Raw genomic sequence first — 24,305 nt, 5'->3', positions numbered from 1 at the left:
TCTCCAAAAGGACTTAACAACCACGGTCGGTTGTCTGCCATCACTCTTCGACACGTTCACGTTTAAATTTTCGGTTCAACTGCTTTCGCTTACTGATTTGCTCGGCAATGGTCAATCCGATGAGAAATGCGGTAGCAGAAGTATTACCATCTACAGTAAACGGGACAATCGAATCGTCGGCTACAATTAAATCCTTTACACCATGTACAGCTCCCCGTCGATCGACAACGCCACCATTTCGAGTGGGTGCCATACGAAGTGCCCCTTGTTGGTGGTGGTTGTGATCAAAATTTTCCTTGATGAATTCTTCAAGTCTTGCATCGTCATCCAGGACATCCGGAGCAGGAGAAATCAGCCGATATGCCGGATCAATGGCCTCCAACTGAATGGCAATATTTCGAATATAAATTTTATAAATGTTTTTGACTGCTTCCAGATCGTCTGAGTTTTGTAAAAAGGCTTCATCGGCAAGCACGATCTGCAGGGGATCGTTGCTCTGGATGTCAATCGAACCACGGCTTTTGGGCTTCAGGAATAAAATAGCAAGCGTTAAATTGCCGTTGGAACCGATCCCCACAAGCTGTACCCCCCTCTTATATGGATCGGCTCCTGGCGACGGATCGGGCAGAAAAGCTCCCCCGGTATACAGAGCACTCGGATCATCGGCAGGCAAGGGGGTATCGTCCGGATTTGTGCTAAAAACAGCAAAATTCAAAGTATGGTTCCGCAGCTGTTTTCCCACATTAGGATTCGAAAACACAACGGGAATGCCCGCTGACTTAAGCTCAGCGGCAGGTCCTATTCCGGAGAGCATCAACAGCTGTGCGCTATTAATACCCGCCGAAATAATAACTTTTTTACGAGCGTACGCCCGTAAGTGCCGGCCTTCTTTTAAAAATTCCACTCCTGATGCCCGTTTGTTTTGGAAAAGAATGCGGAGAGCGGTAGATTTATAAGAAACATTCAGTTTTCGACCGTTTATGCCATGACCGTTAGGTCGAACGATATCCGAGGATAGAAAGGCAGTTGACGAACTTTCCCTTCTGCCTTTGGGCTTTTGAAAAAGCTGCCAACGGGTGAAGGGACCAAGCGGTGTTTCTGGATCATTATAGTCGAGTATTTGATCAAACCCAGTCGCTTGTTCAATGGCGGAGACGAGTTTTTTGGCCATGGCAGTTGGATTTCGCGGAGCCTGCCTGATATTGATTCGTCCATGGAAGCCATGTACATTGTCATTATTGGTTTCACCATTAAACTTTTCCATACGCTTGAAACGCTGCACCGCGCTGCTTGGCGACCAAATTGGCCCTAAAAGTTTTTGCCACTGAGATAAAACATCTGCAGTTGGCCTTACATATTGCTCCCCATTAATTGAGGAACCGCCCCCTGATAAACGTCCCGTTGTCCATTCAAAGGTGCGTTCGTCGAGCCCTACCTGGGGGATTCCTTCTCCCTGCCAAAAGTATTGCGCAAAAAATTGTTCTTCAAGCTCAGGGGCAAATGTGGAGTCCCTAATGGGCAGATCCCTGTCTCTATTTTCCCCGGCCTCCAATACAAGAACAGAGGTTTTTTTATCATCCGTAAGCGTCTTCGCGATCACTGCTCCTGCTGGCCCCGTCCCAACAACAATGTAATCAAAGGTTGAACTCCTGTTTTTCTGCCGTGAATTGCGCACGACCATCCTCCTTTATCCACTTGTGCTTACATAGCAAAATATTATGCACTCGTGTGGAGTGTGCCGAAAGCCAGAGCCTTTTCGCGATATTTTTTTATCGAGGTGCGTAATTAAAATGACTCTCCCGGGCTATAACCCAATCCACCTTTTTTGACTGGTCATACACTGATCACAAAAAAAGGAGGTTTTTTTTAATGGCTGTTAAAGCAAGTCCGGAATTTATAAGATTATGTAATCAATTTTCAAAAATTTTGGGTGGGGAACATGAAATTGATCCTGGGCCCGTTTGTTTTGTTAGCCGCGCAAGACAACTGAATGCAACAATTTTAGGAAGACGTACGACATCTCCTCTCGTACGTTACCAACTGTTTTCGTTTGAATCCCTGGATAAGTCCGGGCGTGCGCTCTGCTTAGGGGAAACGGCTCTTCTTCAAAATCAGGCCAATCGATTAATCCGCAATCTCCAAAAACGCGGAATTACAGTAACTGCTTTACACAATCATTGGTTGAATGAAAAGCCACGGCTCATGTACATCCACTGGGAATCAATCATGAAGCCTATTGATTTCGCCAGGAGAACAAAAGAATCTATTCGTTTCCTGGGATAAATCTCGGATCTTTTCCCCTCGATTTAGTTGATGATATAAATTATTCGTTCTTCATCGCAAATTGATAACCCATTAGTTAAACCTTTGTATAAGGGGAACCGCTCCCAGGCTCCCCTTTATCAAACCAAACGTGGCCCAAAATATGATTGATCTGTCATACTAACGCAGAAATTCGCAAATTACATATAAAAATACATTATAGGTTAACTAATATCGATTTTTCATTTCTCTCCGAATGATCAGGTGAGTAAGACACCCTCCCCCAGAACCTCTAATCTAATACCACAGACATCGTTTGAAGATTTGGAACATTATATTATTATGCTACTTTTTGATAAACGGTGATTTAAAAGTTAAGCTAAGTTTTCTTCGATGATCTTGACACTCCAGCGCTCAAGCCCGATCGTCTGGCCGCTATGGACTGGAGCATCCTCGAACAGCTCCGTTCCTTGTCCATGCGGGTATACAAATTCCGCCGGCTGGTCCGAATAATTGAAATAATAACGAATGGTTTTACCCGCCACGTTGACGCCTGTTTTTGTAATCAACGGGAACGCCAGTTTTTGGTCCGCTCCCCATAACTCCGCCTGTATGACCGCATGGGCCAATATTTTATTCATCACCTGCGAGCTCACCATACACCCGATATAGATGGCTTGGCCCTTACCGTACGTATTTTGCGTAATTGCGGCATATTGCCCCCAATGCGGGTGGTCATAATAAGCGAGCACTTCTGCTGTTTCCGGGGTGATTAATTCCATCCAGGTATGGACCTCATTATGTTCGGGCTCTACATTAAACGGGTTGTCCTTAAAAGTTACCTTCTTGGGTTCAACAAACATTTGGTAACTAATCCCGCATGCTTCACTAATGATTCCCGGCTGCCGGACAGTCCTTACTTTTACATTTTCATCGGTAAAGCCGCTTTTGAAGGTATATACGATATGGCCGCCGCGGCGCACAAAATCATTCAGGCGCTCCAGCAGCTGGTCTGAAGCGGTATATAATGCTGGAACGATAAGCAAATCATAGCCATCCATATCTTCAACGAATGGATCGACCATATCGCAGCCGACATTCATGCGGTAAAGCTCGTCGTAGACCAGCCGGACCACGTCATTATAGTTTTTATCGGATTTAAAGCTGAACTTGAACCACTCCATCGCCGTTAACGATTCATTGCTGACCAGAATGGCCGTCCTATTCGTCTTCTTCAAATTCACCAGCTTATCCGAAAGTCTTGCAAAATCTGCTCCAATCGTTTTCGCTTCATTATAGACAGGGTTCGGCTCAAAATCATGGCTCAGCAGTCCCTTCCAGTAGGTCTCGAATGAATTGTGAATAGAGTGCCAGTGCCAATAAGCCACCATGTTTGCCCCTGATGCCAGATGGCTGAAAGCCTGCAACCTTAGCTGGCCGGGATAAGGCACCCAATTCAGAAAAGCTTGGGCTTCCGTTTCCAGCACCAGATAGTTGCTGCCTTTCGTGGAACGGGCCATATCGCCGCCAAAGGAAATCTCAATGCCCGTTAAATCATCCTGGGAAGGATGATAGATGTCCACGCCGGTAATATCAAACGGTTTGGACGCAGCAAAATGGTCAACGTCCGGCTGCACCCCGTAGGAATGGCCGCGCCATTCAAAATCGAAATTTTGCGTAACAAACTGATGCGGCTGTTTATACTCATTTACAATCGATACCTGCCAGCCCAGGAAGTCCGTGACCAGCTTCCGCTGGAACCTTGCAAATTCCGCGCCGAGACTGCCATTGATGGTGCCAACAACAGAAGGAAAGTCCTCCCAGCTATTAATACGATTGCTCCAATAATCCAATCCGAAGGCTTTGTTGAGCTCATCCAAAGATTCGAATTTCTCTCGCATATATTTCACAAACTGCAGCTGCACGTTTGGCCCCGCTGTGTGATAGTGCTTCGTTTCATTATCAGTCTGGTAGCCGATGACGGCCGGATGCTTGCATACTCTTGAAATCAGTTTGCGGATGATCCGCTCGGCGTAAAAAAGATAGGCAGGATGCGTAATGTCCATAATCTGCCTTGCCCCATATTTTCCAGGCCCATTCTCAGTTGTCGCCAATATGTCGGGATGCTGCTTGACCATCCAGGTCGGCACGGCGTAAGTCGGTGTCCCAACGATGACGTGGATGCCTGCTTCATGCATGGCGTTCAGCACCCTATCAACAGATGTGAAATCGAACACTCCATTTTGCGGTTCGTGCGTACTCCAGGTGGATTCCGCAATACGAACAACGTTAATGCCGGCCTCCTTCATCATCCGGATATCCTGATCGAGCCTGTCATAAGGCATGTATTCGTCATAATAAGCGACACCGTATAATAATTTTTCCATCATAAATGAGCTTCCTCCAAATCCGGAATACTAGAATCATTGCGAAGACAGCGCTTACTTTTCTATGCATGCAAATCCCTTTTCCAGCCGTTTGCCCTACTTGCAAACCGGAGTTGGCTGCAAATTGATCATGCCGCCCCTGTCCGCTTGCTTCGGCTGGTTCACTTGCGTTAAAGTCATTATAACAATCGATAAGGCAAAAAAAGATACGCAAAAGCAGGTCAAATTTGCCCTAATCCAAGGTGGTCATCCTATGCTCATACCGGAACAATACCGTTCTTATCTATTTCCGCACTCCCGCTGGCTGCCGGCCATCAATTGGAATATCAAGCTCTTTGGCGCACATATGCAGCAGGTGGAGAAAGGCTGGAAGGTGCCGGAGGAATCTCACCCTGCCTTTGAAATCGTACTAATTCTTCAGGGCAGCCAAAGGATTATGCTTGGCCATATTAAGCAGGATCTGGCAGAAGGAGATATTTTTCTGATCCCGCCCGGTACCAGGCATGTGATTGAATGCGTGAATGATCAGGGGCTGACTTATTTTATTGCCCATTTCAACCTGGATGACGCGCTGTTTCATCAGGAAATGAGACGAAGCGGACAGATGTATTTTCCGGCAGGTACGGAGGAAAATGAGCGCTTGAAGGAAGGCCTGATGAACTGGGTTCAACTGCTCCAAAGCGAGCGGGAATATACAACATCCGACCTGTTCCGTATTCAGGCAGGCTTGTTTGAAATTCTTAATCTATTGGCACAGCATGCTTCATCAAGCGCTGCAACGGCTGTATCGCCCACGGTCGGCCACTATGCGGCCCTGATCGCGGAGTCGATCAAGTCCAACTTCAGCCAAGGAAACCTGCAAAACGAAGTGCTGCGGGACAAGGAAGTCCGGATTGAAGACATTGCGGCTTCCCTGAATATCAGCCCCGGTTATGCGCTTGAGGTATTCCAAAAGGTATATGGCATTTCGCCGCGCAAGTACCTTTCCGAGCTGAAGCTGCATGAGGCCAAGCAGCTGATTCAGCAGCCGGATCTGGATCTTACCCGGATTGCAACCATGCTGGGTTACTCCAGCCTTGCCCATTTCAGCAGACAGTTCAAACGCTGGACAGGGATGAGCCCCCGCCAGTATAGACAGACGCTTGGAAACATTCAGTTTTTTGAGCTTTAATTTGGGGTATTCGGAAGTTATGGTGGAGACAACTAAAAACATTTCACTTATAAATCGGAGAATGTGGTGGTATGTTTCTAAAGACTTGATTTGTAACGGTATCTTAGTACAATAGTTTTATGACTACTCAAAAAATAACAAGTGATGAGCTCAGAGTCAAAATATTCAAAGCATTAGCTGATGAAACAAGATTGGAAATCATACGAGCTCTATACGCCGGCAAGAAGGAAATGAATTGCGGAGAAATAGGAAACATTCGCGATACTTCTAAATCGAATACTTCGTATCACTTGCGTACTTTGAAGGAGGCGAAATTAATCAACGTACGAAAAGCTGCCCAAATAAAGTATACGAGTCTCGATTTGGAAACTTTTCAAACTTATTTACCTGGATTTCTGGATACGTTGTAGAAGGAAATCTCTTTTTTTCTTCATTAGTTCAATTGTCATTGAACTTTAGAACAAAAATGAAAAGGGTGGATACCATGTTAAGATTAACAATCTTATTATTTCTCATCATGTTTGTCATCGGCACGGATACTTTTTTGATTTCTCCGCTCATCCCCACGCTTCAACAATTGTTTCATATCCCGACCGAATCCGCAGGTTGGATGGTCGGAGCCTATGCTTTAGGTTATGCCCTATTCGCTCTGATTGCCGGACCGCTTTCCGATGGTTGGGATCGCAAAAAAGTCATGCTTTCCGGCATGGTATGCTTCTCGGTTTCAACCCTGTTATGCGGCTTTGCCACAGGTTTTTGGTCGATGTTTTTATTCCGTTTTTTAGCCGGAGTCAGCGCGGCATTTACGGCTCCTCAAGTCTGGGCCTCGATCCCTGCCCTGTTCCCAACGTCGAAGATCGCCAAAGTATCCGGAATCGTCATGGCCGGCGTGGCTGCTTCCCAAGCATTCGGCATCCCTATAGGAAGTCTGCTGGCCTCCATCCAATGGTCTTATTCTTTTTTTACAATCGGAGCATTCGCGTTATTAATAGCCATATTCATCTACTATGCTTTGCCCGAAATGAAACCGGATCAAGGCCAAATCACCAAATCTCCTATTTTCAGTAGATACATCCCGCTGTTGAGTAGTCCAATGGCGAGAAGAGCTTTCTTCGCTCATTTCTTATTTCAATGCGGATTCTTTGCCGCCTTCGCTTTCATCGGAAAATGGGTGACGGATCGCTTTCACCTTTCAATCGATCAAACGGGGTATTTGATGTTTTTTCTTGGTCTCGGGAATATAGTCGGAAGCCTCTGCGGCGCCTATGTGATCAAAACATTAAACCGTTTCAACACGCTGGTTGCGGGCTTTCTTGTCTCTATTGCATGTTTTATTGTTTTGCCCCACCTGCCATCGGTTGCGGCTTTCGAAAGTGTTTACTTTTTCATATTCGCTACCATGGGAATCGCTCTTCCACTCATATTGGGACTGCTGAATTCATTAAATCCGGCCATCCGCGGCACGATCTCCAGCTTGGCCAGTTCGATCATGTACGCCGCGACAACGCTCGGTTCTTGGATCGCAGGCCTGATTTATGCATCTTTTAACGGTTTTTCCGCAGTTGGCTTGTTTGCGGCTATCTGCTTTGCAGGTTCGTTATTATTGTTTATATTCAGTGGTATTTTGGCCAGTGATGCGAAAACAAAGAAGGAGTTTGCAGCATAAATGCATAGAATAAATTCAAATGGATATTTTAAATCTTTCGAAATTCAACATCCTATATATTTATGAGAATGAATTCGATTTTCTAATTCAAGTGATGGCGAACTCTCTACCTTTGACTTGCCCTCATTGTGGATGTGTAGCCAACCTTTACAAACACGATAGCAGGGAACAGATCTGTATGGACTTACCTATTCACGGCAAGCGTGTAGAGCTTCTTATAAAGCGTCAGAGGTATCGCTGCAGAGACTGCAATCGAACCTTTTGGGAACACCTAAACCACACCATAGACGAGAAGCGAAATTGCACCAAACGTTTATTGTGTTATATAGAGAAGCAAAGCCTTAAACGCACGTTTGTCAGTATATCCGAGGAAGTTGGATTGCATGAGAAAACAATACGTAGCATCTTTCGTGATTACATCAATCGTCTTAAAGAAACTATTCGATTTGAAACACCTTATTGGCTTGGGATGGACGAAATACACATTATTAAGCCAAGATGCGTGCTAACCAATATTGCGGAACATACTTTGCTAGACATTTTGCCCAATCGTAACAAGGAATCCGTTGTAGGCTATCTCTCCCGCCTTCCAAATAGAGGACAAATACAATACGTTACTATGGATATGTGGCAACCATATAAGGACGCCGTGAGATCTGTATTGCCAAAAGCTCTTATCATCGTCGATAAGTTTCACGTTGTCCGTATGGCAAACCAAGCGTTAGAAACCATCCGTAAACAGCATAGAGAGGGGTTATCACCGAAGGAACGGCGTGGACTCATGCACGACCGCTTTATTCTCTTGAAACGCCATAATGAGCTAACAGAGATGGATAAGATAACTCTTGACCTATGGATGAATAATCACCCTTCTCTCGGCATTGGGTATAACTTAAAGGAATCATTTTTTGACTTATGGGATTGCGACAGCAGACAAACGGCTTACCTCAAATACCATGATTGGAAAGCACAGATTCCAAATGAACTCCAAATGGCTTTTGAGCCTCTTACAAAGGCTATGGACTACTGGGAAGAAGAGATATTCGCCTACTTCGATCACCGCGTTCCGAACGCTTATACAGAGTCACTGAATAGCCTTATCCGTCTCATTCACCGATTGGGTAGGGGTTATTCATTCGAAGCTTTGCGAGCCAAAATTCTCTTTACTGAGGGGCTCGAAAAGAAATGTAAGCCAAAATATCAGCAGCGGATCAATACCTGCGTACTGGAAGAAAACTTTCCAAAAATCAAAATGCCACCTCGTGAAACGGAAGAACGAACTCTGCTTGGTGTTGATATTTCCACTTTGATTGAGAAATTGGAGAAGGGCATTTCATAGCCCTTTTCCACCATAACTTCCGAGTACCTAAATTTGTAAATGTTCATGGAATAAGGAGCCCCTGATCAGCAGGAGCTCCTTATGTAGCAGTGATGCGATTCATTTGTTCCATTTAGTTTACATAATATTTTATTTGTTAATCCTCTTCAACCATATCATTAAGACAAACTGCCCCGTACTCCCGGATTTGAATGTTAAAAACAGGGGTTGCAAGCGTGCTCTCTATAAAAGAGATATACTCGGACACATGTTCATCCGGCACAATGGCCAAAATGACACCCGCAAATCCTCCTCCATGCACCCGGCAAGCGCCGTCACCGATACGCTTCAAGAATAGCTCCGTTAAAGCAAGCGCTATGGAAATGCCCTGCTCACTCACAACCGATTCACGGTATACATTTTGCAGCCACTTCCAGGATGAATTGCCCGAAGCGGTAATCAACTGGAGAAAGTCTGCAAAACGGCCTGTCTGCAGAGCAGCAATCTCCTCGCCCACCCGCTCGTTTTCCTCCAGAAAATGCAGCGCCCGCAGCACCGCCCGGTCTCCCGCCTGCTCCCGCAGCATGTCCAGATTGCTGTATATTTGCTCCACGGTCAAATCCCGGACCACTTCACCGCCAAGCGCTCTTGCGACGGCCTTCATTTCCCCCGGAACCGCAGCGTAGTCTGCTGTCAGATCGGCATGATTGCCCCCCGTGCCGACAATCACGAGCGAGTAACCTCTATTCCGGAATTTTGACGGAACAGGTTCAATGAAGGGCTGCTCCGGATCTTTAAAATCGATGGCGATCAACCCGCCATAAGCGCAGGCCATTTGATCAAGCAGTCCTGAAGGTTTGTTCCAGAAATGATTTTCGGCATACTGGCCGATTTTCGCCATCACAACCGTGTCCAGCGCCCCTTGATTATAAAATGTATTCAAAATTGTACAGATCAGCATTTCAAACGAGGCGGACGAGCTCAAGCCTGATGCGGAAAGCACATTGCTGCTGACATAGGCATTAAAGCCGCCAATTTTATAACCATGATGCACAAATCCTGCCGCAATGCCGCGCAGCAGCGCCAGTGTTCCGGTCTCCTCCGGCTTTGGCTCCAGATTGGAAAGATCAATCCGGTATTGCTCAGGGTAACCCTCTGACACAATTGTAATCACGGCCTCTTCTGTGGGAGCAGCCGCTGCAACCGTATCCAGATCAATGCTTGCCGCCAGCACCCTGCCATGATTATGATCAGTATGATTACCACCGATTTCGGTTCGTCCCGGGGAGCTGAACAGGCTCACGGCGCCCTCCTCACCGTATTGCTCCCGGTAATTCGCAAACAGCTTCTGATAACGGTCTGTCTGCAAAGTCAGCTGATCAGGACCGTACAGCTTACATAGTACATTTTGCAAGGGCGGAGCCTGAATTTTGTTCATATGGCGAATCGTTCCCATAGTCTCCTCCAAATATGTTCTTGTTAGTTAAGAAATCCTTCCAGTGCGATTGTCGGCTTGCCGTCCGCCTGCCAGGCTCCTTTGTTATAGCCGTCATTGTAACCCGGTACGGCTTCCGGTTCCCAGTAGAATACGCCCAGCCCTTTGCCTCCGGCGATGCCGCGTATTTTCGTCTTGATATCGGAAATGAAGCTTTTGGCTGCGGCAGGCTCATTATAATCCATGCCAATTTCCGTGATCATCACCGGCTTGCCGTAAGTGGCGATCATATTATTGGCATTGCTCACCGTCTGTGTTACCTTTGTGGACCAGTCCGATGCGGAAGGATAAAGCGACATGCCGATAATATCAAAATTGGCCCCGTTGCTTACAAGACCGCCGATGTTCCACTGAAATAGAGAATTATCGAAGCCATTGGCCAAGTGAACAATTGTTTTGGTGCTGCTGCTTACCGATTTTACCGCATTATGACCCGTATTCACCAGCCAAGCATAGTTTTTCATATTGACCGATGCCTTCCCGTCTTCCCACAGCATGCCGTTATTCGTTTCATTGCCGATTTGCACCCAATCCGGCGTCACCCCGTGCTCCTTCATCGTGTTCATGACATATACCGTGTGGGCCCACACCGCATCCATAAGCTGCTGGAAGGTAAAATTTCTCCAGGCGTATGGTTTGGTCTGCTGCCCCGGGTCCGCCCAGGAATCGCTGTAATGGAGTGTCAGCATGACGCTCATGCCCAGCTTTTTGGCGCGGGCCGCGAGCTCGGCGGCCTTGTCCGCGTTCATGTATCCGTTTGCATAATCATTCATATTAGGATTTACCCACACCCTAATGCGTACCGAGTTGATTTGGTAGTCGTCCCGTAAAATTTGTAGAACATCCTTCTGAACACCACGTTTGTCTTTCCAAGTATACCCCTGCTTTTCCATGCCTGCAACCCAGCTGATATCCGCGCCTTTGGCAAAAGCGGGCGCAGCGGACGCTCTGTTATTTCCCTGCGGACCTGGCGCAAACATAATCATAGAAGCACAAAGAACGAGCAGCATCAGTAATCTTGGCTTGTTCCTCAAAATCATATCCTCCTTCTCATGTAAGGTAATGTCTATGCAGCTAATTGTATTCGTCACCCCTATAAGAAAACAGGATGTTTTGGAAATATTATGGATATTTTGACAACCAGAAAACCGCTCTTATTCTTTAACAGAGCCCAGCGTCATTCCTTTAACAAAATATTTCTGCAGGAAAGGATATACGATCAGCACCGGTGCTGCCCCGATAAAAATCTGTGCGGCATTCACGGTCGTCTGCGACAGCAGCTCCATCTCCGTCGGGCTCATGCTCATGGAGCTCATATCCCGCTGGATGATGACGGTTTGCAGAAACGTAGCTAACGGATAGTCCTTGGAATTGCTGAGATACAGCAGTCCGTCGAACCAGGAATTCCAATGATATACCATGCTGAACAGGCCGATGGTGGCAATGGACGGCAGGGACACCGGCAGGTAGATGCTGAACAACGTGCGGAAATGCCCCGCTCCGTCAATGAGAGACGCCTCCTCCAGTTCCTTCGGAATACCGCGAAAAAAATTGAGCATGAGAATGATTAGGAACGTGTTCACCGCGCTTGGCAGCACCATTACCCAGAAGCTGTCGATCAGGCCGAGCTTTTGAATGACGATGTAAAAAGGCACAAGCCCGCCGCTGAACACCATGCTGAATACGAACAGCCAGGAATAGATGCCTCTGCTGCGGAATACAGATGTTTCCTTGGACAGCGGGTAGGCGGCCAGAAAGGTCACGAGCAATGTCAGCGCCGTACCGAGCACCGTCCGTTTGACGGACACCCAGATGGAATGCAGAAAAACCGGGTTATCAATCGTTTTTTTGTAGGCCTCCAGCGAGAAATCGACAGGCCACAAGCCGACCAGATTGGCGTCCGCCGCCGCCTTGGCGCTGAACGATACGGCCAGCACATGAATGAGCGGGATAATGCACATCAACGCCAGCAGGATCAGAAAGCAGGTATTAAACACATTAAAAATACGGTAAGGCACTGTTTTTTGATACATAGCTCTCCCTCTTTGCTTTAAAATATCCGGTAGCCGGCCCACTTGTAGGCTAGACGGTATGACACCAGTATCAGGATCATGCTGATGACCGATTTGAACAGTCCGATCGCGGTGCCAAAGCCCATTTCTCCGTTCAGAATCGCTGTTCTGTACACGAATGTATCGATGATGTCGCCCTTTTCATACACAAGCGGATTGTACAGATTGAAAATCTGGTCAAAACCTGCGTTGAGCACATTGCCAAGCGCCAGCGTGCCGACAACGATTACCATGGGCAGCAGGGAAGGCACCGTGATATGCAGGGTCTGCTTCCAGCGGCCTGCTCCGTCCATTTCAGCCGCCTCATACAGGGAAGGATTGATACCGGCCAGCGCGGCCAGGAAAATGATCGTGTTATAGCCAAATTCCTTCCAGACATCCGATACAATGACCGTAAAACGGAACCAGTTATTATCCCCGAGGAAAAATATAGGATCGAAACCGATCATGCCCAGCACCCGATTGGCGAATCCATCGGCTGCCAGCAGATCAATCAGAATGCCGCCAAGAATGACCCAGGACAGAAAATGCGGCAAATAGACAAGCGTCTGGATGGAACGCTGCAGGCCAACCTGCCGGATCTCGTTCAGCAATATGGCAAATACGAACGGGACCAGCAGGTTGAACACCATTTTGAGGACAGCAATGATCAGCGTGTTCCAGATGACCTGAACGCTGTCCTCACGTTCAAACAAGTAACGGAAATTGTCCAGGCCGATCCATTCCGAGCCGTCAATCCCCAGCCATGGCTTATAATCCTGAAAGGCCATGACGATGCCGCCCATCGGAATATAGCTGAAAATGATCAGAAAGATGACCGCGGGCAGCAGCATGACGTGAAACGGCCATGTTTTACGCAAACTTCTCATGAAAGATCCCCCTGTAGCTTCAATCTATATGTCAATTGTAGCAACGTCCTGGCCGCCCAAAACAGCGCTTGAAACCAATATAAATGGCACAAATACAACCTCTTTTTCCTATCGGCCGGAGGAGTTTAGTCATACTTTCGTACGTGGGGAGACGCTCCGAAAACGAAGCATTCCTCCAATCGCTGTTGACCCTCCGGGCCAAAGGCGAACGCTCCGCTTTTCCGGAATTGCTTCGTTCTCTCCGCTGCTGCGTGCATCTCCCTATTTAATACCAAGAAAGAAATGGCCCATCTCCTTCGATTTTTGATTCAGCAAAAAGGTCAAGAACAGTAGATTTCCCCTCCGTTCTTGACCTTTTATCCTTCGTACTCGCGCCACTACCTTATAGGCTCTCCGGAAGAGGTTTGGGTTATTTTACGCTGTTATACCACTCGTTGACCTCTGCCGTAATCTGATCGCCGCCGCCTGCCTTCCAGGTCTGCACGAACGTATCGAACGTATCAAGCGCCTGTCTGCCATAAATGATTTCATTAAAAGTCTGGCTTTCAATTTTGTTCAGATAGTCCAGCTTGGATTTCATCGTTTCCGTAGTCGGTCCAGTGAACATATTTTTCTTGGAAATATCCTGCTGTTGCAGAAGGACCTGAGCCGCTTCAGGTGTGTCCTTGCCGTAGTTTACCGCAACGTCTTTTTCCAGGCGTGTCACCGGCTCTCCTCCTTCAGCCAACTTGAGCAGAGCTTTCATTTGAGCGTCCGGAATGCGCGCCCCGTCTCGGACGAGCAAATAACGCACTACATTCACATAACCGCCTTCAATCTGGTCCATGGGAACCATCTTCCCGTTCGCATCAAGATCGTAGTCATATCCTTTAAAGAGGCCATTCTTAAATTCGCTGTCCGGGTCGGAGGTCGCGAAATGATCAAAGAGATAGTTCTGGTACGTAAAGAAGGCCTCAGGATGCTCCATCTTTTTGTTGATCAGCACAACACCGTTCGTAAACTGGGTGCCATGCCGCATGGCCGTGCCGTCCGGCCCTGTCGGAATTGTAATTGGTCTCCACACGGCGTTCGGTGCGTTCTTCACCGTGTCCTGCAGCGGCCAGCCGCTCATCCAGTAAGGTCCCGGAATAATGCCTGCCGTACCTGCAGCAGTAGGTTCAGCCGTTTTATTTTCGTCCCATAGAGCTGCTTCCTTAGGGATATAACCTTTGCTCATCCAATCCTTGAGCTTCTCAAGCCCCTGCTTCATCCCTGGATGAATAGAGCCGTACTCCAGCTGGCCGTCTGCTCCGGCATTCCACTGCTGTGGCAAAGTACCGTAGGCGCCGAATACCCATGACGGATCACCCATCCAGGTATTCATGGACGTTTTAAAGCCGATGCTGAGCGGGATCACTTTGTCCGGTGACAAGCCGTCCGGGTTCCGGTTTTTGAAGGCATCCATGACTTTTTCCAGCTCGTCCATCGTTTTTGGCGGTGTCAAACCGAGCTTGTCGAGCCAGTCCTGGCGAATCCACAACACATAATCATGGTTGTAGGCAAAATCCAGCACCGGGATGCCCATTCTCTTGCCGTCACGGGTGTACTGATTCCATACCTGCGGGTCCTGGTTCATCGCTTCCTTCCAGGTGTCTGAGGCATATTTATCAAATAACGGCCCCACTTCCGCATACATACCTGAATCGATCAAGTCCTGTGCCAGCGTATTGTTCTCCGTACCGATGGTCACCACATCCGGCATTTCCTGTCCGGATGACATCGCCAGCCGCAGCTTGGTGGCAAATGCACCGTTCGTATCCGTTACCGACCAGAGAGATTGGATATTAATCCCGAACTTCTCTTTGGCCCACTGGGTGGCGACATTATTCTCAATCGTCTCGCCGTTCTTGAACTTCAATTGAGGGTCTACTCCCCATACCGTTTTAATAGTAACTTCCGGGTCGTACTTCTCTTTGTACACGTTTTCAGTATTTACCGCGCCGGATGAATTGCTTTCAGCTTCCTTCCCCGAGCATCCGGCAAGACCTGCACCCAATACCAAAGTGGCGGCAAGCATAGGCAGGAAGCGTTTTCTTGAAAAGGCTTGCATGAATGTTCCCCCTTCATTACAGTTCTACAATGTCATTATAGAGGGCTAAGTCACACCGGCCTATGTCATTAAATGAACATTTCTGCACCTTTGCCAACATCATTGATCCCTGAACTCGTTTGGCGTCATTCCGTAATGCTTTTTGAACATTTTGCTGAAATATTGCGGATTTTGATAGCCCAGCTCGGTTGTAATTTCATAGATTTTCTTGTTCGAATGCTTCAGCAGATACAGCGCCTTTTCCATACGCATGCGGATGATATAGTCCCCCAATCCCTCGCCAGTTTCCGCCTTATAAATTTTGGACAAATATACAGGATGCAGATATACCTGGTCCGCAATGGTCTTGACGGACAGCTCCTGACCGTTGTCGTTGGACACGAGCTCCTGCACCTGCTTGATTACAAATCGCTTGGACTGCTGTTCATTCGCCGCCAGCTCCCTCTTCAGCCTGTCCATGACCGCACGTGTCCACTCCTTCAGCTTCGGCAGCGAATGAATCACCTCCTGAACAGCCAGCGGATCAATCCCGGTTTGATCAAGCTGGTAGAACAGGCGGCCCTGTTTGTGAGATATGTACATAAATGCATTGGTTACAGACAAATACATCTCATGCAGATGCTCGCGTGAATAGGCGTTGTTCTCCATCTCCGCAAAAACCTGTTCCATTTTACTGCCCGCCGCCTCCCACTGCATCGATTCCAGCAGGTGTATGAGCGTCGGCGGTTTATATAAGGCTTCCAGAGGCTTTACTGCTGCGGGCCGATTCGGCTGATCTTCAAGAAAGAGCACAGCCCCCGCTTCAGCATGCTGCGACAAATACAGCGAGCTCAATCCTGTCCGGTATGCTGCCGGCAGCCCCTCCGGGAAGCTGAACCAGTCTGTAATTAACACAGTAACGCTCCCTTTCAAATAACTGCTGACATGCTTGCGAAAAAGTTCGACATCCTGCTCCAGCCGCTCCCGGCGTATCCGGGCATCATCCGTACCCCAATCTGTGCTGCTCCGGTTCCCCTCCTTCGGCTGCACCAGCAGAACGAGACAGTCATGCGGAGCTTTGCAATGCCACACATGAAAAGCGCCCGCAAAAACCTCCTCCGAAATATTGCCGATCGCATATTCAATGAGAGAAACCGAATGATGGTCCATATCCGTAAAATGTCTGCCAAGCTGGATCAATAGCATAACGGCGGGAGCATCGGTATAAAAGGAGATCTCATAAGCGCTCAATTTATCCTGAATACTTCTCATTGACAGCTGCCTGCCCAGCATCAGATCATGCATTAGCTGGGTCCGCAAAATGCCAATGTCCGTTTTACGGCTGTACATCAGCTTGTGCATTTTCTCAAAGGCCTCCCACTCTTCCTTTAAGGAAGCAACTGCGTTTGTTACGCTCTCCACCAACTCCTCATCATTGACCGGCTTCAATATGTAATCGACGGCCTGCAGTTGAATCGCTTTCTTTGCATACTCAAAATCCGAATGACCTGTCAGCAAAATGCGGCGGATATGCGGCCAGCGACTGCCTGCCGCTTCGATCAGTTCCAGCCCGGTCATGCCTGGCATGCGAATATCCGTAACGAGAATATCGATATCCTGCTCCTCCATAACGGAAAGCGCCTCTGCGCCCGAGGCCGCCTGAAAAACCCCGCTAACGCCCATGTCCTCCCATGGAAGAGTAAGGGCCAGACTTTCCGTTACATAGGTCTCATCATCAACCAGCAATATATTAATCACTTCCGTCTTCCTCCAGTGCACTTATAGATTCAGAATCAGTCCAGTACAGGGTTGCCCTTAAACCGCCGTATGCAGAACGGGAAAAAGCGAGACCCGCGCTTTCGCCGAACCGCAGCCGCATGCGCTGGTATACATTCCATACGCCGCAGCCCATGTGTTCATCCATTGGACGGTGCAGCTTCTGTTCCAGCGCGAAAATCTCCATCTCGCCCATGCCCCTGCCGTTGTCATCCACATGCACCTTCACGCAGCCTTGATCGAATTCCGACGTAATGCGAATCAGACCGTTCTCTGCATGCTGCTCGATGCCATGGATAACCGCATTTTCCACAAGAGGCTGAAGCATGAGCGGCGGAACGGACAGCCTGCCCACCTGCTGCGGCAGATCGATGCTGTAGTTGAGGCGGGGCATGCGCATGTTCTGGATCTCCAGATAGTGGGTAACAAATTCAATCTCCTCCTCCAGCGGCACAAGCTCCCGCTCCTGTCTTGTCGTATAGCGGTAATATCTCGACAGATGATGGGACATGGCAATCACCGCCTCATGCTTCTTCAGCTTCGCCATACTGGTCATGAATGAGAAGCAGTTATAGAAGAAATGGGGATTAATCTGCGACTGCAGCTGCTTCAGTCGTGCTTCCCGGACATGAATCTTCTCCATATACACCTTTTCAAAAAGCTGCTGAATCTGCTCCACCATCTGATTGAACCGATCAGCCAAAAAGCTGAACTCATGGCTGCCCTTGAGCTGCATACGCACAGCGTAATCTCCGGCCGCAAGCCTCTTAAAGCCCGCGACCAGCTGGCGGATGGGAACCTGCACCTGCGAATACAGCATGTAAGCGGCAAGGAAGCTGAGCAGCAGCAATCCGCCTGCGGATACATAAAACAACCGGTTGGACTGATCGATGGGCTGCATAATTTCGGAGAGCGGCATATAGTCGATCAGGTACCATCCGGTGTCCTCAGATAAAACCATGCTGACCATATATTGATTGCCGTTCACCTCCAATATCCGCTTTTCACCATCCTTAAGCTGGCCGCCTCCCATATCCCTCAGCAGCCGGCCAATAAGCTCATGATTCGCAGTGCGGTTGTAAATGACCCCCATATCTTTTCTGAAATAAAACGGATCGCCACGACCATCGCTTTTAAAACGGTCCAGCATGTCCTGAATGTTGCTGCTGTCGAACTCCACTTTAATAATCGTATTGGCTGTTTCCGGATGCCGCTCTGCCGAGAATGGAGACACTGTGTACCAGGAAAACACGAACCGTTCTCCCTCATCTTCCGCGACTTTCTCGACCTGCCAGCCCGGCCTGATCTCCTTGTTTAAGTCCTTTGCTTCATACCTTTGCGCATCCCGCTCGGTAACCACCCTGCCCAGCGACGGCGAATAAATGGAAATGCTGCTGTCCCAATTGGACGAACTTTCCTGAAGGCTCAGCTTGGTCTGAATGCGCTTGACCAGATTGATGGCATCCAGATTCAGGTACTCGTCCTCCAGAAAAATATCCTGAAAGCTCAGGATATCAGGATCATGGATCAGCAGATTCGGCCAGGAAGACACCAGCTCAATGTTCGTATTCACCTGGTTTTGAAAGAACACCAGCTGATTGATGTTCGAGGCGCCCAGTTCCTCGCTCAGGACATCGGTCGTGATTTTATTGGAATAAAAATAGAGCAGCATAATGGGGATCATCATAATGACCGCCAATGTGACGATTTTTGTATAAAAGTTGAACTTTAACATCTCGGGATTTCACACCTGCATTCATCAGATTTTCCGGTAAAACCTGTCAAACTCTGGTTGCGTGGGCACAATTATAACCGCTTTCATAGGATCCGTACAGGGGATTGTGAGAAGATTTAGGATAGTATGGCAAGCAAAAAGCAGGCATCTCTAAACCCATAGAGACAGCCTGCTTTTTTGAAGGTTAATTTACATCCGCAACCACACGAAATCCGCAATTACCGGAGGAGCTGTCCGGTGTATTGCTGCTTCTGGCCGCTACGCGATATCGGTTGCAGTAGGAGCGATGACACAGGTAAGAGCCTCCGCGCATGGACCGTCTTCCTGTCTCCTCTTTGAAGATTGGGTTCGTGGAGGAAGTTGTCCGGTGATAGGACGGGCTAAACCAATCCTGACACCACTCCCATACGTTGCCTGACACGTTGTACAGTCCATAGCCGTTTGCTTCATAGGCATCCACGGGAGCTGTACTGATATATCCGTCACTGGCATTATTTTTAACGGGAAATTTACCCTGCCATATGTTGCACATATGCTTTCCATCCGGCTTAAGCAGATCTCCCCACGGATAGGTTTTACCGGTCAGCCCGCCCCGCGCCGCGTATTCCCATTCCGCTTCTGTCGGCAGTCTCGTGCCGGACCATGCACAATATGCAGCCGCATCGTTCCAGCTAATATGGACAGCCGGGTGATTCAACCGATCATCAATAGTCGAGTCCGGGCCTTCCGGTTTGGCCCAATAGGCTCCTTCCACAACAATCCACCAGGGTGTCTGCTGCGCCACATTGCTCGCTTTCTTCTGCGTTTCCTCTGAAACGAGCAGATGAAAAACATACGTCCAGCCGAAGCGTTCCGCTTCTGTAATGTAACCCGTATCCTGGACAAAGGCCTGAAATTCAGCATTTGTCACCGCATACGGAGAAATCATAAAATCATCCACCCTGACTGTGCGCACAGGTCCTTCCCCATCGGACGGAAAGCCGTCCGGCGTGTTTGTTCCCATTTGAAATTCGCCACCCTTAATGAGGATCAGCTTTTCTTTTGGGTACGGGCGTCCCGCCTTGACTGCCGCAGTCGGTTCGACAGGGCTGACTCCCGCATCGCTCTTGTGCTGTTCGCGGCTTGCGGCGCAGCAGCTTTTTGTCGGTTCCATTCCGCTCCCCCCCTTTGATGCTTATTCTACTTCTATTTCTGTTTCTAGTATTCCTTTCTTATTATAACCCTAATCGGACGTATTGTTCAGCAGGAGCTTCGCTTTCATCCATAAGCTGTTTAAGCTTCCCGATCATTCGCTGCTCTACTTGCTCGTCTTGTATCGGGTGATTTTGCAGCGGATCTTCCACGACATCAAACAATAACGTACCGAAGGAATGGGACAAACCGTTACCGGCAGCTTTGATCTTCATTGTCTGCACCCCTTTGGTGAAAGAAAACGGCTCTTGCAGCTGAATGTCCTGCAGTTCCTCGACAGAGAATCTGCTGCGCATATGTGTTGGCATGAGTGTATAGTTATACAGCGGCGTATTGTCCGGGGATACCGGGGCCCGCATGTATACATATCTTCCGTCCGTCACATTGACATGTGCCCCATGAAGTCCGAACAACGCGGCTTCCCGCACAGGCTGGTCCGAAGCGATCGTTTCCTGCAGGTCCTTGCCCTGCATGTCTTTTGGAATGTCCACCCCGAACAGCTGCAGCAGCGTCGGAGCCAGATCGATCGTCTGCACGAGACTTTGTCTGCGCTCTCCCTTCTTGCCGCTGCGCGGGTCCCAAATAAACATTGGCATGTGAGCGATTTCATTATAGAACGGCATGATTGTTTTAGCCCACCAGTCATGCTCGCCCAACAAATATCCATGATCGGTGTTCACGATGAGCATCGTATCCTTCCACAGGTCAAGCTCATCCATGGTGTCCAGCACTTTCCCCAGATAGTGGTCGCACATACTCACCAGTGCCGCATATTCATAACGGACATGCTCGATTTCTTCCTTGGATTCCTTTACCGGACCGTAAGGCGGCCAATCAAAGTGTTTGCCATTGTACCCATGAGGATAGATCTCCCTGTACTTTTGTGGCGCAAAAAACGGCTCATGCGGATCAAAGGTTTCAATCTGCACAAACCAGCCGTCCTCCTTCGCGTTATCGCGAATAAACTCCATTCCTCTTTCCATGGTCTGGACCTGCGGAAAGTCTTTCTCCTCCCGCATATAACCTCTATTTACCCAGTCCTGGCGAATCAGCTGATGCATTTCCTTCATCCCGATCATTTCAGGTATATCCGGGTCCGCAACTCTCCCTTTCCACGGGTCCCCCTCTTGCCCCCGTATCAGCTCGAAGGAATTATAGCGGGTATGGTAAGTAGCGCCCCCATCTTCCCAGTAGTGCTGGTGGTCGGTCACCATATGAGTATAGATACCGTGATTTTTCAGCAGCTCAGGCATGGAATCATCGAATGGTTCCATAGGTCCCCAGCTGCGGTGAAGGAAATTATACCTGCCGGTCTGCAGCTCCCGTCTTGCCGGCATGCACGGCATGCTGCCAACATAAGCATGATCGAAAACAACCGTTCTCTCGGCCAAACGCTGAAAATTCGGAGCATGGATCCAGTCGCAGCCATAAGGAGGAAGCATACGTCGGTTTAATGTATCGAACATAAGCATAATAGCCTTCATAAAAGTTCCTCTCCTTCGTGCCTATTCCATTCATATTTAATAGAAAGGCTTCTCTATGGTTTTTTAGCCTCAGCAACAGATTGGCGTTCGATGATTTGTGGAGATAAAAGGGTTTGCTTATTATAAGCTTCCTTCTCCTCCAGGTATTCGAACAATAACATGGCTGATTCACGCCCCATTTGATATACAGGGACATAGGCGCTGGTTACAGCCGGGAAGCACTGCTCGCCGTCTTTTAAATGATGCTCCTGTGAAATAATGGACACATCCTCTGGAACACGCAGCCCAATATTGTTTACATAATTGATGACAGGCTGCACTTTGGCCAAATCCATAATCATCAAAGCAGTCGGCCTTTCGGGATGCTTAAATACATCCGTAACCACCTCAAGATAGGAGTCAACGTCCATTGGGCATTGCCGGACATCCACTTTTAATTCCGGATCGTTCTTCTTCTTCTGTCTGTACTCAGTTACATAAGTGGAGACCTGGGATTCTGCAATGTACAAAATGGTTATTCTCCGGTGCTTTCGTTCATATAGGTAATCCAGCGATTGCCACACATTTTGCCTAAACAGGGCGTATACGTTAAGCCCCCGGTCAGAAACGAGCCTTTCTCCGATGTACACCATGGGTGCATCATCTTTGACCAGCTCAAAAAATGAGGAGGTTTTCAAGGGAGCAGTTCCGATAAGCAGCCCGTCAATCCTCTTTTGCTTCAAAAACGTTGTATATTGAGGAAGAACCCCGCCAGACAGGAGCTCTTCTTCTTCCTTTGGCTCATTGATCAGAAGCAGATGATGCCCCTTTTCCATAATGACCTCATTGGCCCCGCGGATAAATTCCATGAAATACGTGCTTGTAAATCCCATAGAACTCATATAATGCGGAAAATAAACTCCGATAAGCTTGGTGCGGTGCTTGACCAGATTTTGCGCTGTGATGCTTGGTACAAAACCGAGGTTCTTCATAGCCTCATTTACTTTTGTTTTGGTTTTTTCACTGACATAACCGCTCTCGTTGATAACCCTGGAAACCGTTGAAATGGATACGCCGGCTAATTTTGCTACATCATAAATAGAAGTGTTCATGATTGATACCACCAGAAATGTTTTTTTTCAGTATAGCAAAAAGTTAGCTCAGGCATGAACTTCCTCCCCTGGCGTATGCAATCTGCTCGATTTTGAAGAAGCGCTTCCACAATTCAATAATAAAATAAGTTATTACTTAATATATAAGAAATATAATGAAAATAAGATTTGTAGAAGCGCTTCCACAAACCTTATTTTATAGGATAAATTAAATTTATGCAACCCGGTTCACTTGCTTGTCTCCCTGCTTGCTTTTACATGAGGTACGACATCGCAGGTCTCCTGATAAAAGTCCAGCAGCCTTTCTTTCAACTCAAGCAGCACCTCCGTCAAGCTCCCATCATGAATTCTGTTTTCCGTCTCTCCGGGATCTTGTTCCAGGTCATACAATTCATCCGTCTCATAATATCGTCGTACATACTTGTATTTCTCTGTCCGAATCATCGTTGCCTTCGTATGCTCCGGTCCCTCGCTTCGCTGCATCTCGCCTCTTGGCCAATACAGCATGGAGGGATCTCCGTTTGCGGGTGCTGATTCATTACAATGAAATTCTCCGTGCAAGCGTCCTCCTTCACAGAAGACGGCATGCCGATGGTTATCCCTTTCGCCCGCTATAACTGGAGTCAACGTCCGGCCAAAATGCGTGTAATCCGGTATGATACCGGCATACTCTTGCACAGTAGCCGTCAAGTCAATCAATTCAACCATGGCTTCACTGATTCTTGGTTTAATCTTGGCAGAGACCGGCGGTTTTACAATAAACGGCACTCGTGTCAAACAATCTGGAAAAGTATTCTGTGTTTTTTCAACAAGCCCGTAATCCCCGGTGAAATCACCATGATCTGAAAAGAAGAACACAGCCGTATCGTCATAGATTCCTGCCTCTTTAAGCGCTTCCATAAGCATGCCAAATTGATGGTCTACCCGGGCGCACATGCCATAGTAAGTTGCTCTAGGCTCAGTCCACCGCTCTTCCGACCAGGTTTGCATATTATATTTTTCCCGCAGCCCCGTAAGCATGGATGGTTCAGGTCCTGTAACTTTGTCATGAGAGATTCGCTTAGGCAAGAGAGCTCTATCGATCATACTAAACCACGGCTCCTCCACACCATAGGGCGGATGGGGGTAAAAAATGGGCAAATAAATACATAAAGGTTGATCTTCAGGAGCATTTTTAATCAAATCAATTGCTCCTAAAATATTGGCCCAATCCGAATCGTAATAATACGGTTCATCATTGCCCTTTTCAAGCTCCCCGATATAGAACGAATAATACGTATCACTGTCAGGACTCCCTCGCCAGCCACTCTCCCCGTGGATTCCTCCAAACATCGGCAATGGCTTTTTTTCGGGTACATATTTGGTATTGCAATAAGCTTCATATCCGTTCTCTGCCGGAACAAGATCATTCTTGCCTCCCCACCACACATAATAACCGGCATCCTTTAACGACTTTAATAATACAGGCTCGTCTGGGTTCATCATATGGTACATTGTCCGATGCCCTCTCACATGGGGATACCATCCGGACATAAATGAACAACGGCTGGGTGTGCACACCGGGTTTTGGCAAAAAGCATTTCTGAAAGAAACGGCATCATGGGCAACAAGCTGGTCAAGATTAGGTGTAATCGCGGCTGGATTCCCCATATGGCCCAGTACATCGCCTCTCCATTGATCCGGATTAAACAATATAATATGAGGTCTTTTTTTCATATGA

At 48.0% G+C, this 24,305-nt stretch carries 18 protein-coding genes; 5 read left to right on the top strand and 13 right to left on the bottom strand.

Going from position 1 to position 24,305, the window contains the following annotated elements; genetic code table 11:
* Positions 1–40: 40 nt before the first annotated feature.
* On the bottom strand, positions 41–1,675 hold the full coding sequence (locus ACI1P2_RS24670) for a GMC family oxidoreductase (RefSeq protein ID WP_355324200.1): 1,635 nt from the start codon (positions 1,673–1,675) through the stop codon (positions 41–43).
* Positions 1,676–1,869: 194 nt separating this feature from the next.
* Between ACI1P2_RS24670 and ACI1P2_RS24665 the strand changes: the two genes are divergently transcribed.
* A complete protein-coding gene (locus ACI1P2_RS24665) occupies positions 1,870–2,283 on the top strand; it encodes a DUF1259 domain-containing protein (protein ID WP_355324197.1) in 414 nt (137 codons plus the stop codon).
* 353 nt (positions 2,284–2,636) lie between these two features.
* On the opposite strand, the gene ACI1P2_RS24660 is transcribed toward ACI1P2_RS24665, so the two are convergent.
* Positions 2,637–4,649, bottom strand: coding sequence for a beta-galactosidase (locus ACI1P2_RS24660; protein ID WP_355324251.1), 2,013 nt, complete (start codon positions 4,647–4,649; stop codon positions 2,637–2,639).
* Positions 4,650–4,902: 253 nt separating this feature from the next.
* Here ACI1P2_RS24660 and ACI1P2_RS24655 point away from each other — a divergent pair, with 253 nt between their 5' ends.
* From ACI1P2_RS24655 to ACI1P2_RS24640, 4 genes are all read left to right on the top strand, one after another.
* A complete protein-coding gene (locus tag ACI1P2_RS24655; RefSeq protein WP_355324194.1) occupies positions 4,903–5,820 on the top strand; it encodes an AraC family transcriptional regulator in 918 nt (305 codons plus the stop codon).
* A gap of 119 nt (positions 5,821–5,939) precedes the next feature.
* Positions 5,940–6,230 carry an ArsR/SmtB family transcription factor gene (locus tag ACI1P2_RS24650; RefSeq protein WP_355324191.1) on the top strand — a complete coding sequence of 97 codons (291 nt, stop codon included), beginning with the start codon at positions 5,940–5,942 and terminating at the stop codon, positions 6,228–6,230.
* A gap of 74 nt (positions 6,231–6,304) precedes the next feature.
* A complete protein-coding gene (locus tag ACI1P2_RS24645) occupies positions 6,305–7,486 on the top strand; it encodes an MFS transporter (protein WP_355324188.1) in 1,182 nt (393 codons plus the stop codon).
* Between the two features lie 19 nt (positions 7,487–7,505).
* Entirely contained in the window at positions 7,506–8,825 is a 1,320-nt protein-coding gene (locus ACI1P2_RS24640) for an ISL3 family transposase (protein WP_355324185.1), read from the top strand.
* Positions 8,826–8,961: 136 nt separating this feature from the next.
* Here the strand turns inward: ACI1P2_RS24640 and ACI1P2_RS24635 are convergent, their stop codons facing one another.
* The 11 genes from ACI1P2_RS24635 to ACI1P2_RS24585 all read right to left on the bottom strand — a co-directional run bounded on the left by ACI1P2_RS24635 (position 8,962) and on the right by ACI1P2_RS24585 (position 24,301).
* Complete coding sequence (locus ACI1P2_RS24635) at positions 8,962–10,260, bottom strand: galactokinase (protein ID WP_355324183.1); 1,299 nt, start codon at positions 10,258–10,260, stop codon at positions 8,962–8,964.
* A 23-nt stretch (positions 10,261–10,283) separates the two neighbouring features.
* Positions 10,284–11,309, bottom strand: coding sequence for a glycoside hydrolase family 53 protein (locus ACI1P2_RS24630; protein WP_408976336.1), 1,026 nt, complete (start codon positions 11,307–11,309; stop codon positions 10,284–10,286).
* A gap of 144 nt (positions 11,310–11,453) precedes the next feature.
* A complete protein-coding gene (locus ACI1P2_RS24625; RefSeq protein WP_355324180.1) occupies positions 11,454–12,332 on the bottom strand; it encodes a carbohydrate ABC transporter permease in 879 nt (292 codons plus the stop codon).
* A 17-nt stretch (positions 12,333–12,349) separates the two neighbouring features.
* A complete protein-coding gene (locus ACI1P2_RS24620) occupies positions 12,350–13,240 on the bottom strand; it encodes an ABC transporter permease (protein WP_355324177.1) in 891 nt (296 codons plus the stop codon).
* Positions 13,241–13,649: 409 nt separating this feature from the next.
* Complete coding sequence (locus tag ACI1P2_RS24615; RefSeq protein WP_355324174.1) at positions 13,650–15,329, bottom strand: type 2 periplasmic-binding domain-containing protein; 1,680 nt, start codon at positions 15,327–15,329, stop codon at positions 13,650–13,652.
* Positions 15,330–15,428: 99 nt separating this feature from the next.
* Positions 15,429–17,066, bottom strand: coding sequence for a response regulator (locus ACI1P2_RS24610; protein WP_355324171.1), 1,638 nt, complete (start codon positions 17,064–17,066; stop codon positions 15,429–15,431).
* Positions 17,059–18,819: a sensor histidine kinase gene (locus ACI1P2_RS24605; protein WP_355324168.1), complete on the bottom strand. Its 1,761-nt coding sequence runs from the start codon at positions 18,817–18,819 to the stop codon at positions 17,059–17,061. The genes ACI1P2_RS24610 and ACI1P2_RS24605 overlap by 8 nt, the downstream gene beginning before the upstream one ends.
* A 184-nt stretch (positions 18,820–19,003) precedes the next feature.
* Positions 19,004–19,972, bottom strand: coding sequence for a formylglycine-generating enzyme family protein (locus ACI1P2_RS24600; RefSeq protein ID WP_355324165.1), 969 nt, complete (start codon positions 19,970–19,972; stop codon positions 19,004–19,006).
* A 61-nt stretch (positions 19,973–20,033) separates the two neighbouring features.
* Positions 20,034–21,494, bottom strand: a complete 1,461-nt coding sequence (locus ACI1P2_RS24595) for a sulfatase (RefSeq protein WP_355324162.1) — start codon at positions 21,492–21,494, stop codon at positions 20,034–20,036.
* 53 nt (positions 21,495–21,547) lie between these two features.
* Positions 21,548–22,585 (bottom strand): LacI family DNA-binding transcriptional regulator, encoded by a 1,038-nt coding sequence (locus tag ACI1P2_RS24590; protein WP_355324160.1) that lies wholly within the window; start codon positions 22,583–22,585, stop codon positions 21,548–21,550.
* A gap of 228 nt (positions 22,586–22,813) precedes the next feature.
* Positions 22,814–24,301: a sulfatase-like hydrolase/transferase gene (locus ACI1P2_RS24585; protein WP_355324157.1), complete on the bottom strand. Its 1,488-nt coding sequence runs from the start codon at positions 24,299–24,301 to the stop codon at positions 22,814–22,816.
* Between the last annotated feature and the right edge of the window lie 4 nt (positions 24,302–24,305).

Source organism: Paenibacillus jiangxiensis, from assembly GCF_046098255.1.
GTDB classification, from domain to species: Bacteria; Bacillota; Bacilli; order Paenibacillales; family Paenibacillaceae; genus Paenibacillus; species Paenibacillus jiagnxiensis.
Note: the sequence above shows the minus strand (reverse complement) of the source record. Positions and strands in the feature narration are given on the sequence as shown.